This is a genomic window from Rhodovarius sp. (genome assembly GCF_040399605.1).
GTDB lineage: Bacteria > Pseudomonadota > Alphaproteobacteria > Acetobacterales > Acetobacteraceae > Rhodovarius > Rhodovarius crocodyli_A.
In genome coordinates, this window is sequence record NZ_JBBARU010000047.1 from 1 (window position 1) to 14,460 (window position 14,460).

The 14,460-nt window shown below is 64.8% G+C and carries 12 protein-coding genes and 1 pseudogene; 9 read left to right on the plus strand and 4 right to left on the minus strand.

All coding sequences use genetic code 11. From position 1 onward, the window contains the following. Both ABWP84_RS12405 and ABWP84_RS12410 read right to left on the minus strand, forming a co-directional pair. Nucleotides 1–1,090 (minus strand): ABC transporter ATP-binding protein (locus tag ABWP84_RS12405; RefSeq protein WP_353212351.1); only part of this gene is annotated, 1,090 nt, incomplete at its 3' end. 132 nt (nt 1,091–1,222) lie between these two features. Then, on the minus strand, nt 1,223–2,467 hold the full coding sequence (locus ABWP84_RS12410; RefSeq protein ID WP_353212352.1) for an allantoinase PuuE: 1,245 nt from the start codon (nt 2,465–2,467) through the stop codon (nt 1,223–1,225). Between the two features lie 155 nt (nt 2,468–2,622). Between ABWP84_RS12410 and ABWP84_RS12415 the strand changes: the two genes are divergently transcribed. Beyond that, nucleotides 2,623–2,940, plus strand: coding sequence for a hypothetical protein (locus tag ABWP84_RS12415; RefSeq protein ID WP_353212353.1), 318 nt, complete (start codon nt 2,623–2,625; stop codon nt 2,938–2,940). A gap of 11 nt (nt 2,941–2,951) precedes the next feature. On the opposite strand, the gene ABWP84_RS12420 is transcribed toward ABWP84_RS12415, so the two are convergent. Beyond that, nucleotides 2,952–3,713: a class II aldolase/adducin family protein gene (locus tag ABWP84_RS12420; RefSeq protein WP_353212354.1), complete on the minus strand. Its 762-nt coding sequence runs from the start codon at nt 3,711–3,713 to the stop codon at nt 2,952–2,954. A gap of 113 nt (nt 3,714–3,826) precedes the next feature. Between ABWP84_RS12420 and ABWP84_RS12425 the strand changes: the two genes are divergently transcribed. The 8 genes and pseudogenes from ABWP84_RS12425 to ABWP84_RS18540 all read left to right on the plus strand — a co-directional run. Beyond that, complete coding sequence (locus tag ABWP84_RS12425) at nt 3,827–5,980, plus strand: N,N-dimethylformamidase beta subunit family domain-containing protein (protein WP_353212355.1); 2,154 nt, start codon at nt 3,827–3,829, stop codon at nt 5,978–5,980. Between the two features lie 52 nt (nt 5,981–6,032). Further along, nucleotides 6,033–7,598 carry an ABC transporter substrate-binding protein gene (locus ABWP84_RS12430; protein ID WP_353212356.1) on the plus strand — a complete coding sequence of 522 codons (1,566 nt, stop codon included), beginning with the start codon at nt 6,033–6,035 and terminating at the stop codon, nt 7,596–7,598. Nucleotide 7,599: 1 nt separating this feature from the next. After that, entirely contained in the window at nt 7,600–8,544 is a 945-nt protein-coding gene (locus tag ABWP84_RS12435) for an ABC transporter permease (RefSeq protein ID WP_353212357.1), read from the plus strand. Continuing rightward, entirely contained in the window at nt 8,537–9,412 is an 876-nt protein-coding gene (locus tag ABWP84_RS12440) for an ABC transporter permease (RefSeq protein ID WP_353212358.1), read from the plus strand. Before ABWP84_RS12435 ends, ABWP84_RS12440 begins: the two co-directional genes overlap by 8 nt. A gap of 35 nt (nt 9,413–9,447) precedes the next feature. Then, a complete protein-coding gene (locus tag ABWP84_RS12445) occupies nt 9,448–10,383 on the plus strand; it encodes an ABC transporter ATP-binding protein (RefSeq protein ID WP_408904268.1) in 936 nt (311 codons plus the stop codon). Further along, nucleotides 10,380–11,372, plus strand: a complete 993-nt coding sequence (locus ABWP84_RS12450; RefSeq protein WP_353212360.1) for a dipeptide ABC transporter ATP-binding protein — start codon at nt 10,380–10,382, stop codon at nt 11,370–11,372. The genes ABWP84_RS12445 and ABWP84_RS12450 overlap by 4 nt, the downstream gene beginning before the upstream one ends. Nucleotides 11,373–11,378: 6 nt before the next feature. Beyond that, on the plus strand, nt 11,379–12,407 hold the full coding sequence (locus tag ABWP84_RS12455; RefSeq protein WP_353212361.1) for a succinylglutamate desuccinylase/aspartoacylase family protein: 1,029 nt from the start codon (nt 11,379–11,381) through the stop codon (nt 12,405–12,407). A 32-nt stretch (nt 12,408–12,439) separates the two neighbouring features. After that, nucleotides 12,440–13,118, plus strand: a pseudogene (locus ABWP84_RS18540) (DNA methyltransferase); the annotation flags it as partial. A gap of 16 nt (nt 13,119–13,134) precedes the next feature. Here the strand turns inward: ABWP84_RS18540 and ABWP84_RS12470 are convergent. Next, nucleotides 13,135–14,445, minus strand: coding sequence for an LLM class flavin-dependent oxidoreductase (locus ABWP84_RS12470; protein ID WP_353212362.1), 1,311 nt, complete (start codon nt 14,443–14,445; stop codon nt 13,135–13,137). Nucleotides 14,446–14,460: the final 15 nt, after the last annotated feature.

The following is a 14,460-nucleotide window of genomic DNA, read 5'->3' on the forward strand; positions in this document are numbered from 1 at the left end:
GCGTATCTCCTTCTGGGAAAAGGCTGGGACGGGCACCGGCCAGCAGGCCAATGCGCACAGGGCCAGGCGGCGGCGGCGCGCCGTGCCGGGCCTGCTGCAGTTTCAACTCGGTCGCGCCGGCCACCACATCATGGATGACCGAGGGGCCAAGCGGCAGGGAAAGCCGCAATTCGGCAGCGAAGCCGGCCTCGCCGCCGGTCAGCGTTAATTGCTCGGGCCGAGCACAGAGCAGCACTCGGGCGCCACGGCTGAAGGTGCGCGGGCTTTGCACCCGCATCACGCCGCCAACGTCGAGGCGGATGTCATGCGCCTCGCCCATCACCGCCTCCACCACGCCAGGCAGGCGATTGGTGGTGCCGACGAAGCCCGCGACGAAGGCGGTGGCAGGGGTATCGTAAAGCTCAGTGGGTGGTCCCACCTGCTCGACTTGGCCGGCATTCATCACCGCCATGCGGTCGGCCATGCTCATCGCCTCATCCTGGTCATGGGTGACCAGCACGCAGGTGACGCCAAAGCGGCGCTGTATGCGCTTGATCTCCAATTGCAGATCCAGCCGCAATGAGCGGTCGAGGGCGGCAAAGGGCTCATCGAGCAAGAGGATGGAAGGTTCGATCACCAGGGCGCGGGCGAGGGCCACGCGCTGCTGCTGCCCGCCCGAGAGATTGGCCGGGCGGCGGGCGGCAAAGCCCGACATTCGCACCGCTGCCAGCGCAGCCTCGACCCGCTGCACGATCTCCTGCTTCGGCCGGCCGCGCGCCTCCAGCCCATAGGCCACATTCTCGGCCGCACTCATATGCGGAAACAACGCATAGGATTGAAAGACGATGCCCACGCCACGCTGGCAGGGCGGTTGGCAGTCAATAGCGCGGCCATCGACGGTGATGCGCCCCTGATCGGGGCGGATGAAGCCGGCGATGCTGCGCAGCAATGTGGTCTTGCCGCAGCCCGAGGGGCCGAGAAGCGCCAGAATCTCGCCGGGCGCCACATTGAGCGTCACATCCCGCACCGCCAGGGACTGGCCATAGCGCACGCGCACGGACTGTATATCCAGCCGGTGGCCGGCGGGGGCAAGGGTTCGGACCGGCTGCATCTGGTCTGGCATTCGCGCAAATTAACATCAGCGGGCTGTTCAGCCATTGCCCCAGCATGGCGAGTTGGGCCCGCCATGCCTGAAAGCGCCCAAAGAAGGCGCTACTGCCTGGATAATGGGCGGCTTACGCCGCTAGCCCGGTTTATAAGGGTGGGTGGCGACCCAGTGCCTGGCGATATCCACCCGCCGGGTGATCCAGACATCCTTGCGGCTGGCGATATGGTCCAGCACCCTTTGCAGCCCCACCGCCCGCGCTGGATGGCCGATCAGGCGCATATGCAGCCCAATCGACATCATCTTCGGCTGGCCCTTCACACCTTCCTCATACAGCATGTCGAAAGCGTCGCGGATGTAGGAGAACCACTGGTCGGAGGTGCCCATCCAGCCGGCATATTTGCCGTCATTATTGGTGAGCGAATAGGGCACGACGAGATGCGGCTTGCCATCCACGGTCTTCCAGATCGGCAATTCATCGCCGTAATAATCGCTGTCATAGAGAAAGCCGCCCTCCTCCACCACCAGCCGCCGGGTGTTCACCGAGGGTCCATAGCGGCAATACCAGCCATCCGGCCGATGGCCGACGCTCTTCTCCTGGCTGGCAACGGCGAGGCGGATATGCTCGCGCTCCTCCTCCTCGGAGAGTTCGAAATGCTTCACCCAGCGCCAGCCATGCGAGCAGACATCGAAGCCCGCGGCGCGGATGGCGGCGGCGGCTTCGGGGTTGCGCTCCAGTGCCATGGCGCAGCCGAAGACCGTCATCGGCAGGCCGCGTTCCTGGAACAGCCGCATCAGGCGCCAGAAACCCACCCGGCTGCCATATTCGAACATCCCTTCGGCAGCGAGGTCGCGGCCGGATTTTACTTGATTGAGGCCGGATGCCTCGGTCAGGCCATTCTCGGTGATGCCATCGCCGAGTTCGTAGGAGGGCTCGGAGCCTTCCTCATAATTCATCACGAAATTGACCGCGATCTTGGCGCCGCCGGGCCATTGTGGATCGGGCGGATTGGCGCCGTAGCCAATGAAATCGCGGGTTACCTCGTAAGCCATTCGGAACTCCGGTGCTGGGGTTGAGAGGGGGTGGCGCTGGTCAGGCGAGCCGTGCAAAAAAACGCTGATCCCGCTGGCGGCGCGATAGAAATTCTCAGGATGCGGAAAATGGCCCACATCGGGGAACATTGCCAGGTCGAGCTTGGGAAAAGTCTCGGCCAGGCGGCCCGTCCAGGCGAAGGAGAAGAGCGGGTCATGCTCCGCCCACCGGAAGCAGGTGGGAAGGGTGATGGGCGACAAGGCCGGCGCCGTGCCCTGCATCATGGCGATGCGTCCGGCATGGGCGGCGCGGCAATAGGCGAAACCACCATCGAGATTTCCCGGGCACATGAAATTCCCGATGAAGGCGGGGAGCACCCCGTCGAAGGCTTCCTTGCGATAGGACCAATGCCGCAGGATATGGCCGATCTAGGCTTCGCAGGTGGCTGGGCTGCTGCCCACAAGGCCGGCGGCGACGGCGCGTTGCGGATTTGGGGAATTGTTTGATGCGATACGCAATTCTTGATGCGGAAAACCACGTCACCAACATCGCCGTGGCGGACGCCGCCTGGCAGCCTGGCGAGGGCCGCCGATCGGCGGCGCTGCGCCTGATCACCACCGACGATTTTTCCGATATCGACCTGCGGGTGGATGATCATCAGGCGCCGCTGCCGGAACTGGCCCGACTGCTGCAGCTGTGGCGGACCCATCGGGCGGCGCGCCTGCATGAGCAACCCAGCCGGGCCAATCCCGCCGGGTTGCATGACCTCGATGTGGTGGAAGCGCGGTTCCAGGCGCAGGGCCTGCCGGTCAGGCCGCGCTGAGGTTCTGGCCCTTAGCGGGCATAGTCCGGCTCCTCACGGTCCAGCACGCGGCGCCAGGCGTCGAGATGCAGGCGGGCATCCAGCCGCTCGCCCCAGGGGCCGGTGTGGTTGCGGCGCAGGCCTTCGGGCAGCTTGTGCAGGGGCTGGCCGGTTTGCATGGCCGTGATCTGATACATGCAGGTGCGCTCGGCCATATAGGTCTCATCGAAGGCGTCATGCACCGTGGGGCCGACCACAGTGACGCCATGGCCGCGCATCAGCATGATGGTCTTATCGCCCATGAGGCGCGCGATGCGGTCGCCCTCGGCATCATCATGCACGGGCTCATTGCCTTCGCCATCATAGACCGTGCGGTCGTTCAGCAGCAGGCTGTTGTGGTGCGAGAGGGAGAATTCCGCACCCTCGATCATCGACAATGCGGTGAGGTAGCGCGGATGAACATGCACCACGCAGGCCGCCTTGGGGTTGGCCATGTGGATGCGGGCATGGATGTGGAAGGCAACCTTGCGCAATTCGCCCTTGCCGCGCAGCACCTGCCCCGCAAGGTTGCAAACGATCAGGTCGCTCGCGCGCAATTCCTGGAACAGGAAGCCGCGGGGGTTGATCAGAAAGAGCGGCTCGGGCCCCTGCAGCATCAGGCTGTTGTGGTTGCCGATATGCTCATTCCAGCCCAGCCGCGCGCCGATGCGAAACACCGCCGCCATGTCACAGCGCTGCGCCCATTCCTGCTCTTCTGCCTGGCTGCTGCTCAGACTGGTCACCACATTGGCCATGCTCGTCTCTCCCTGCCGATCGCTGAGACTGGCACGGCGGGGGCTGGGCTGACCACCGCTTGACCGCGGGCGAGGTGGCGCGGAGCATCACATTCTCAGCCCGGAGCCAGACCATGCCGCATGCCGAATTGCCGATCACCGGCTATCTTGATCGCTTCTCTCACCGGGCCGGGGAGGGTTTCGCCGCCAAAGTCAGCGTGCCGGGTGGCGGGCCGGTGCGGGCGAGGCTGGTGCGGGTGATCTCGGGCGACCCCAACCCCGAGGGGCCGGGCCTGCGGTTTGAAGATTTATCGGGCGTTTTCGAGCATGGCTTTGCGGGGCGGCACCAGCCTGTCCGGCCGGGCTCCTATGCGATTGTGGCCAATCCGCCGCGTCGCCCGGCGGGGCCGTGCTGCTGGTCGGCGCTGGTGATGCTGGAGGCGATGCCGGGCGATGCCGCTGCGGTGCTGAGCGAGGAACAGCCGGGTTCTACCGTTACCTTGGGTGTGGGGCCTGATGGTGCTTGGGCTGAAATTCGGATGGGCGAGACAGCATTGCTTCTGGCCACCAGCCATGCCTGGCCGCTGCGGCAATGGATGCGCCTGTGGCTGAGCGCTGACCCGGCGACGGGCCAAATCCTGCTGGGCCAGCAAAGCCTCGCGGGCGGGGAGGCCAGCCTGGCCCAGGCCAGCCATCCCGGCCTCGTGTTGCCCGATGGGGCCGGGCAATTGCTGATCGCCGCGCGTGATGTCGGCTGCCCCCGTGTCCATTTCACCGGGCGAATAGAGGCGCCGGCGCTGCATGCAGGTTTTTGCGCCGCATGGGCGGGCACGCCCCCGGCTGTTCTGGCCGCATGGGATTTTTCGCGGGACATCAGCACCCAGGATATTGCCGATATCGGCCCCCAGGCCTGCCATGGCGTGCTGGTCAATGCGCCCACCCGTGCAATGGCCGGCGCGGCCTGGAGCGGCGCTGAAATGTGCTGGCGGCATGCGCCGGCCGATTACGGCGCAATTCATTTCCACGCTGATGACCTGGGTGATTGCGGTTGGGAGACCGATTTCGGATTTATTGTGCCCGAGGGGCTGCGCAGTGGCGCCTATGCGCTGCATCTCACCTGCGCGGCTGGTGAGGATTGGTTGCCGCTTTATATCCTGCCGCCGCGGGGTGTGGCTGGTGCGCCGGTGGTCTTCCTCGCCTCCACCTTCACCTATCAGGCCTATGCCAATCATGCGCGGGGCAACAACGATGCCGCCTATAAGGCGCGGGTGGCGGCTTGGGGGGCTTATCCGCATAATCCCAGCGATTTCCCGGTCTATGGCTCGTCCACCTACAACCGCCATCTTGATAATTCTGGCATCGCGCTCTCCTCGCGGCTGCGGCCCATTCTGACCATGCGGCCGGGTTTTCTCACCTTCAACGACCCGCTGGGCTCGGGCCTGCGGCATTATCCGGCCGACACCCATCTGCTGGCCTGGATGGAGGCGAAGGGCATCGATTTTGATGTCGTGACCGATGAGGATTTGCATGAGGAGGGTGCGGCGCTGCTCGCCCCTTATAAGGTTGTGCTGACCGGCAGCCACCCGGAATACCACACCCCCGAAACCCTCGATGCGCTGGCCGAATACACCCAGGGCCAGGGCCGGATGATGTATCTTGGCGGCAATGGGTTTTACTGGCGCATCGCAACCATGCCGGGGATGCTGGAGGTGCGCCGGGCCGAGGGCGGCATCCGCGCCTGGGCCGCCAATCCGGGCGAATATTACCAGCAACTCGATGGCCAATATGGCGGGCTGTGGCGGCGCAATGGCAGGCCGCCGCAGAAGCTGGCCGGGGTTGGGTTTTCTGGCCAGGGGATGTTCGAGGGCACGCATTATCGCAAGCTGCCCGCTGCAGATGGCTATGCTTGGGTGTTCGAGGGCGTAGAGGGCGAGACCTTCGGCGATTATGGCCTATCCGGCGGAGGCGCTGCCGGCTTCGAACTGGACCGGGCGGACTTCACCCTCGGCACCCCGGCCAATGCGGCCATTCTGGCCCGCTCGGAGGACCCACCGGCCTCCTTCGTCACCGTGCCGGAGGAGTTGCTCTCCCACGTCACCACCATCAGCGGCGAGAAGGCCGATGCCTTGAAGCGGGCCGAGATCGTGCATTTCACCACCCCCGGCGGGGGCGAGGTGTTTGCCGTGGGCTCCATCACCTGGTGCGGCAGCCTATGGCAGGGCGGCGGCTTCCAGGGGCCGGTCAGCCGCATCATGGAAAATGTATTGCGGCGATTCGCCGCCGGTTGACGCTCCGCGTCACGCGTTGGACAGTTGGTCAGTTTCCAAAGGGAATCCGGATATGAAACGCTTGGCCCTCACCACCTGCCTCGTCTCCCTGGCCATGGCAGGGTCGCTGCATGCGGAGCGCTTCACCTGCCCGGTGCGCGGCGGCGACATCGTGTTCGGCCAGGAAGCGAATGTGAATTCCCTGGACCAGATGACCTCCAGCACGATTTCCACCCGCAATATCGCGATGAATATCTTCGAGACCCTGATGACCAGGGACGAGAACAACAACCCCATTCTCGAACTCGCCGAAAGCATGAATGCGGCGGCCGATGGGATGACCTACACCTTCCGGCTGCGTTCTGGCGTGACCTTTCACAATGGCAAGGCACTGACCTCGGCCGATGTCGCGGCCTCCTTCAACCGCTACAATCGCATCGGCCTGCAGCGCAGCACGCTGGACAATGTGGCGGGCTGGGACACCCCAGATCCGATGACCTTCGTCATCCGCATGAAGCGGGCGCAGCCCACCTTCATCGAGGCGCTGTCGTCTTTCTCGGTGCCGATCGTGATCGTGCCCTCGGAATTGGAGAATGATGAGCGCCAGCAGCTGCGCAGCATCGGCACCGGCCCCTTCCGCCTGCTGGAATTCACCCCCGGCAGCCATGCCCGGCTCGGCCGGTATGATGGCTATAAACCGAACACCGCCTTTGAGCAGCGCACCGGCTTTGGTGGCTATCGCGTCGCCTGCGTCGATACCGTGACCTTCCGCATCGTCACCGAGGCCTCGGCCCGCGTGGCGGGGCTGGAGACGGGCGCGCTGCAGGCGGTGGAGGATGTGCCCACCCGCTCGCTGGAAGGGCTGCGCCGCAACCGTGCCATCACCGTGCTGCCCTTGCAGAATTGGTGGATTCAGATCGCGCTGCCCAATGTCTCGGTGGCGCCCACCAACAACCTGGTCTTCCGCCGCGCGGTGCAGGCAGCACTCGGCGCCGAGGACATTATGGATGCTGCAACGGACGGCAATTTCCGGCTGAATATCGGCTTCCAATACCCCAACCAGGCGACCTATTCGGAGGCGGGGCGGGAGACCTACAATATCAACAACCCCACCCGCGCCCGGGCCTTGCTGCGCGAATCCGGCTATCGCAATGAGCCGATCATTATCCTGACCAACCGTGACTATCCGCCGATGTATAATGCGGCGCTGGTGATGGAGCAGCAGCTCAAGGCGGTGGGCATCAATGCCAGCCTGCGGGTGGTGGATTGGCCGACCTCGATTCAGATGTCGCAGCAGCTCAACAGCAGTGAGTGGCATTTCTTCCACAGCGGCTGGGGCACGCAGCCGGCGCTGGGTGCCTTGGCCACCATGCAATTCTTGGTCTCGCCCAATGCCGCCTATCGCCCCCGCGATGACCGCGATGACCCGGAGGTGATGGCCGCCTGGAACGATATGAACAATCTGCCCGACCAGGCGGCGCGCAACGCCGCCTTCGCCCGCATGCAGGCCCTGGTTCTGGAGCGCGCCTATGCCTATCCCTTCGGCGCATTGACCAAGGTGCAAGCTGTGCGGGCCAATGTGCAGGGCTTTGTGCCGTTCCGAATTCCGCGCTTCTCCAATGTTTGGGTGCAGCGCTGAGTTGATCAGGCTCGCCATACGCAGCCTGTTCGGCGCCATACCGGTTCTGCTGATCGTCAGCCTGATCAGCTTCGGGCTGATGCGGCTGATCCCGGGTGATCCGGCGGCAGCGATTGCCGGGCTGTCTGCCTCACCGGCGCAGATTGCGCAGTTGCGCCATGATCTGGGGCTGGATGAACCGCTGATCTTCCAGCTAGCACAATACTACAAGGGCATTTTGCAGGGTGATTTCGGTCGCTCTCTGCTGTTGGGCAAGGGCGTGCTGCCGGCGACCATGGAGCGGCTGCCGGTGACCATTGGGCTTTCGATGTATGCGCTGCTGATGACGCTGATGATCGGTATTGGATGCGGCATCATCGCCGCACTCCGGCAGAATAGTTGGATGGATCAGGCGGCCATGATGTTCGCTATGATCGGCATTTCGGTGCCCAATTTCTTTCTCGGTTTGCTCATGATCATCCTCTTCGCCGTGAAGCTCGGCTGGCTGCCGAGCGGCGGCTATATCCCCTTCAGCCAGGACCCTTGGGGCTGGGTGCAGAGCACCACCATGCCGGCCTTCTCGCTGGCGTTGCTGCAGGCGGGGTTGCTTGCGCGCATCACCCGCTCCTCCATGCTGGAGGTGCTGCGGCAGGATTATATCCGCACCGCGCGGGCCAAGGGGCTGCCGGGGCGGGTGGTGATTCTCAAACACGCTTTGGCCAATGCGCTGATCCCGATCGTGACCGTGGTGGGCATTATCGTCTCCCTGCTGCTCTCAGGCGCGGTGGTGACGGAGGCGCTGTTCTCCCTGCCCGGCATGGGGCTGCTTTTGACCCAGGCGGTGCTGAACCGGGACTACCCGATGGTGCAAGGCGGGCTGCTATTGGTGACGGCTTTTCTGGTGGCGGTGAATATTCTGGTTGATGTGCTCTACGCCGTGCTCGACCCGCGGGTGCGCTATGGCTGACGCTGAGGATATCCCCGAACGCCGCATTCACCCCGCGCGGGCCACTTTGCGGCGGCTGTTCCGGCACCGGCTTTTTGTCAGCGGGTTTGTCCTGTTTGGCATCGTGGCAATTGTCGCGGCGGCGGCGCCCTTCATCACCGATGTGGATCCGAACCGGCTGTCGATGCGCAACAAGTTCCTGGGGCCGGGCGGGGCTTGGGTGTTCGGCACAGATAGTTTTGGCCGCAGCCTATGGTCGCGCGTGGTGTGGGGGGCGCAGCTCTCCATGCTCATTGGCGCCTCGGTAGTGGTGCTCAACGCGGTTTTTGGCACGCTGATCGGTGCGGCGGCGGGGTATTTCCGCAGGCTCGACAATGCGCTGATGCGGGTGAATGACGCGCTGATGGCCTTCCCCGCCATCCTGCTGGCCATTGCCGTCACCTCGGTGCTGGGGCCTTCCACCATCAATGTCATTCTGGCGCTGAGCATCGTCTATATTCCGCGCACCGCGCGCATTGTGCGCTCCTCGGTGATTGTCCTGCGAGAGATGGAGTATGTGCAGGCGGCGGTGGCGGCGGGTGCCGGGCATTGGCGGATTTTGCGCCACCATATCCTGCCCAATGCGGTGGCGCCGATGATCGTGCAGCTCTCCTTCCTCTTCGCCTATGCCGTGCTGTCGGAGGCAACACTCTCCTTCCTCGGCGTGGGCGCGGTGCCGCCCACACCCACCTGGGGCAACATCATGTCCGAGGGACGGGATTTCATGCGTGAAGCACCCTGGATCATCACCATTCCCGGTGTGGCGCTGATGATCACCGTCATGGGCCTGAACCTGCTGGGCGATGGCTTGCGCGATGTGCTCGACCCCCGGCTGCGGATTCAGCAGTGAGCCTGCTCGACGTCGAAAACCTCACCACCGCCTTCATGACCGAGCGCGGCGAGGTGAATGCCATTGAGGATGTGTCCTTCTCCCTCAAGCCGGGTGAGATTTTGGGCATTGTGGGTGAATCCGGCAGTGGCAAATCGGTCACCGCACTCAGCATCATGGGGCTGCTGCCCTCGCCGCCGGCGCGGATTGCGGCGGGGTTGGTGCGCTTTGATGGCCAGGTGCTGACCGGGCTTTCGGAGCGGCAGATGCAGCCCATTCGCGGCCCTGGCATTGGCATGATTTTTCAGGAGCCGATGACCTCGCTGAACCCGGTTTTCTCGATCGGCGAGCAGATCATGGAGACGATCCGCGCGCATGAGCGGCTGGCCCCCGCCGCATTGCGCGCGCGTGCCATCGCCATGCTGGATAAGGTGGGCATTCCGGCCGCCGCGCGGCGCTTGGATGACTACCCGCACCAGATGTCCGGCGGCCAGCGGCAGCGGGTGATGATCGCCATGGCGCTGGCCTGCCAGCCACGGCTGCTGATCGCCGATGAGCCGACCACTGCGCTCGACGTCACCATCCAGGCGCAAATCCTCGATCTGCTGATGGATCTGCGCGACGAATTCGGCATGGGTATCATCATCATCACCCACAATATGGGCGTGATCGCCGAGACCGCGGACCGGGTGCTGGTGATGTATGCCGGCCGGGTGATCGAGCAGGCGCCGGTGGCGCGCATCTTCGACCAGCCGCTGCATCCCTATACGCGCGGGTTGCTGGAATGCGTGCCCTCGCTGACCGAGGACCGCCCAAGGCTGGTGGCCATTCCGGGCACCCTGCCCGAGCCTTCGCGCCGCCCGCCCGGCTGCCGCTTTGCCCCGCGCTGCGCCATGGCCCAGCCCGCCTGCACCGAGGCCGTGCCGCTGCTGGAAAGCCTACAGGCCGAGCACAGCGCCGCCTGCTTTCGCGCCCGGGAACTCGCCTCATGACCCAGCCTTTGGTCGAGGCGCTGGGCCTGGAGAAATATTTCGAGGTGGGCGGTGGTGGATTTTTGGGTCTCAGGCCCGGGGCGCGGCTGCGCGCGGTTGATGGGGTCTCGCTCAGCATTATGCCCGGCGAGACGCTGGGGCTGGTGGGTGAATCCGGCTGCGGCAAATCCACCCTGGGCCGGCTGCTGCTGCGGCTGATCGAGCCCAGCGCCGGGCGGCTGCGCTTCGATGGCCAGGACATCACCACCCTGCCCCGCTCTGCCATGCGCCCGGTGCGGCGCGGCATGCAGATCGTCTTCCAGGACCCTTATGGCGCGCTGAACCCGCGCATGACGGTGGAAGACATTGTGGCCGAGCCGCTGGTCATCCACGGCGCCAAAGCGGGCGAAGCAACGCGGCGCGAGGTGCGGGCGATGCTCGAACGCGTGGGCCTGCCGACCCGCGCCATGGAGCGCTTTCCGCATGAGTTTTCCGGCGGGCAGCGCCAGCGCATCGGCATCGCCCGCGCGCTGATCCTCAAGCCGCGACTGATCGTTTGTGATGAGGCGGTCTCGGCGCTTGATGTCTCGGTGCAGGCGCAAATCGTGAACCTGTTGCAGGATCTGCAGCGCGAGATGGGGCTGACCTATCTCTTCATCGCCCATGACCTTTCGGTGGTGCGCCATATCTCGGACCGGGTGGCGGTGATGTATCTGGGCCGGGTGGTGGAGGTGGCCGAGAAGCGGGCAATTTATGACGCGCCGCTGCACCCCTACACCCAGGCGTTGATCGGCGCTGTTCCGGCCTCTCACCCGGCCAATCGCTCGCGCGGGCGCAGAGTGCGCATTGCCGGTGATATTCCGAGCGCGATCAACCCACCCTCGGGCTGCCGCTTTCACACCCGCTGCCCGCATGTGATGCCCCTCTGTCGTGAGCGGGCGCCAGAATTGCTGCCAGCCACTCCGGGCCACCAGGTGGCCTGCCATCTGATCCACCCCGCAAAAGGCTGAACCGCCATGCCAGACACCCCTCGCCCCTCACGCCTGGTCCCCGAAGTAGATCTGGCCCGCGATGGTCGGCAGACCGGCTTTATTCGGCTGTTCCATTCCACCCATGACAGCGCCTATGGTTTCCTGCCCATCCCTATCGTGGTGGTGAAGAATGGCGAGGGGCCGACGGCGCTCTTCACCTCGGGCAATCATGGCGACGAGTATGAGGGCCAAGTGGCGCTGACCAATCTGGCGCAATGGCTCACCCCGGACATGGTCCAGGGCCGGGTGATCATTCTGCCCATGGCGAATTATCCGGCGGCGCTGGCTGGGCGGCGGGTTTCGCCGATTGATGACCTCAACATGAACCGGATCTTCCCGGGTGACCCGGATGGCACGGTGACGCGGCAGATCGCGCATTTCATCGACAGCCAATTGATCCCGCTGGCTGATCTGGTGATTGACCTGCATTCGGGCGGGTCTTCGCTGAACTACGTGCCCTGTGCATTGGCCAAGCAATCGGCTGATCCGGCACTCTATGCCAAGCAATTGGCGGCGCTGCGGGCCTTTGGCGCCCCCTTCTGCTACATCCAGGGCGGCGCCCAGGGCCAGGGTGGCGATCAGACTTTGGGCAGTGGCGCGGACAGGCGCGGCAGCATCTCACTCGGCACCGAGTTGGGGGGCTGTGGCACGGTCAATCCGGCAGGGCTGAAGATTGCCGAGCGCGGCTTGCGCAATCTGCTGGTGCATCTGGGCATCATCGGGCAGACGCATTGGCAGGAACCGCCGGAGCCGACCCGCTTCCTCGATGTCCGTGGTCAGGATTACTACGTCTATGCGCCCGAGGGCGGGGTGTTCGAGCCCCTGGTGGCTTTGGGCGATATGGTGGTGGCGGGCCAGCCGGCCGCGCGCATCCACACCCCTGAGACGCCATGGCAGAAGCCGGTCGAAATCGCCTTTAAGGCGGCTGGCATGGTGATGTGTCAGCGCATTCCCGCCCGCACCAAGCGGGGCGATTGCCTGTTCCATCTGGCGAGTGATCTGGCGGTGGACTGAGCCACCGCCAAGCTTCAGAGCGCCGCCATAAGGGCAGCGGGCCGCGCGCGGCTGACGGCACCATCTCCGAATACCAGCATGCTGGCCTGCCGGTGCAGGACTTCCGGATCCCCGACAACGTCCTGCGCCTTACACGCCTCAAAGGCCGTGGCATCGAGACGGAGCACCCCGCGGTGTTTCCGGTGGTGCTGCCGGAGTTCCTGATGCGGGCTTACACCGATGAGGGCGAGTTGGTGTTCGAACCCTTCGGCGGCTCTGGCACCACCATTCTCGTCGCCCAGCGCACCGGCCGCCGCGTGCGCGCGATCGAGTTGGCACCAGCATATATCGATCTGGCAATCGCCCGCTGGCGCATGCTGCATCCCGATCTGCCGGTGACGCTGGCGGATAATGGCCGAGACTATGACGCCGTGACCGCGGCGCGGATGGTCGAGCCAGGTCGGCACGCGGTGCTGCTGCTGGATCAGGCCGGGTGGCATCTGTCAGCAGACCTCGAGGTACCCCACCGTCCTTCCGCTACCAGCGAAGTACCCGGAGCAGAACGTGATGGAAAACGTCTGGCAGTTTATGCGCGACAACTGGCTGTCCAACCGGGTGTTTGCCGACGACGACGACATTGTCGGGCACTGTTGCTTCTACTGGAACCGGCTGATCGAGATGCCTTGGCGCATCATGTCGATAGGCCTGCGAGACTGGGCGCACCGGTTTTGATCAGCGGGATTTGGTATTAGTCAAACAGCAGGTTCGGCGCACGCGGTAGGCCCAGGTGATCCCGCAACGTGGTGCCCGTGTAGTCGCGCCGGTACAGCCCGCGCTCCTGCAGAATGGGCACCACCTCATCGACGAATTCGTCGAAGGCCTGCGGAAAATAGGCGGGTAGAATGTTGAAGCCATCCGCGGCATCGCCCTCGAACCATTCCTGCAGCGTGTCGGCAATATGGGCGGGAGTGCCGCAGATGACCCAGTGTCCTCGTGCTGCACCGGTCAGGTTGCTCAGGTCACGCCAGGTCATCCGCTCCCTCCGCGCCTTGGAGAGCATGGCACGGGCGAAGCCGTGCGAGGTGTCCGGCAGCGGCAGGTCGGGCACCAGGTCATCGGGGTCGAAGCCAGAGACATCCATGCCCAACCGCCCGGAGAGCATGGTCAGCGCGCTGGTCGGCCCCAGGAAGGATTGCAGGGTGTTGAGCTTATCCCGCGCCTCGGCATCCGTACGGCCGATGATCGGCATCACGCCCGGTAGAAGTGCCACATCGGACGGCGTTCGGCCGAAGCGGTGCAGCCGGGATTTCAGCGCCTGGTAGGCGGCCTGTGCCTCGGCGAGATCCTGCACGACCGAGAACACCACCTCTGCCGTCCGGGCCGCCAATTCCAGGCCGGGTTCGGAGGATCCGGCCTGGATAATCACGGGCCGCCCTTGCGGGCAGCGCGCCGTGGTCATGGGCCCCTTCACCTGGAAGAAACGGCCGACATGATCGAGCGCGCGGACGCGGCTTTCATCCACATATCGCCCGGTCTCGCGGTTCGCGACCACGGCGCCGTCATCCCAACAATCCCACAAGCCGCGCACGACATCGACAAACTCATCGGCGACCTCGTAGCGCGCGTCATGGGCGGGGTGGATGCGGCCAAAATTGGAGCCCGCGGCGGGGCCGGAGCTGGTCACCGCATTCCACGCCGCGCGGCCCGAACTGAGATGATCGAGCGAGGCGAAGAGGCGCGCGACATTGTAGGGCTCGTTGTAGGTGGTGGATGCGGTGGCACCCAGGCCCAGATGCGTGGTGGTGGCGGCCAGCGCGGCCAGCATCGTGATGGGCTCGAAGCGCACCAGGAAGGAGGGGTGATCGCCCATCTTTGCCGCCAGCCCGTCGCCCAGAAAGAGCAGGTCGAACTTGCCGCGCTCGGCCGTCGCCGCAATGGTCTGGATGCCCTTGAGGCTGAGGAAACTGTCGGCGGCGCCGGGGTAGCGCCAACCGGCGTGGTGATTGCCGGTGCCGAGGACGAAAACGCCGAGATGCATCTGCCGGTGGGAATTGGACAAGCCGCGCTGACCTTC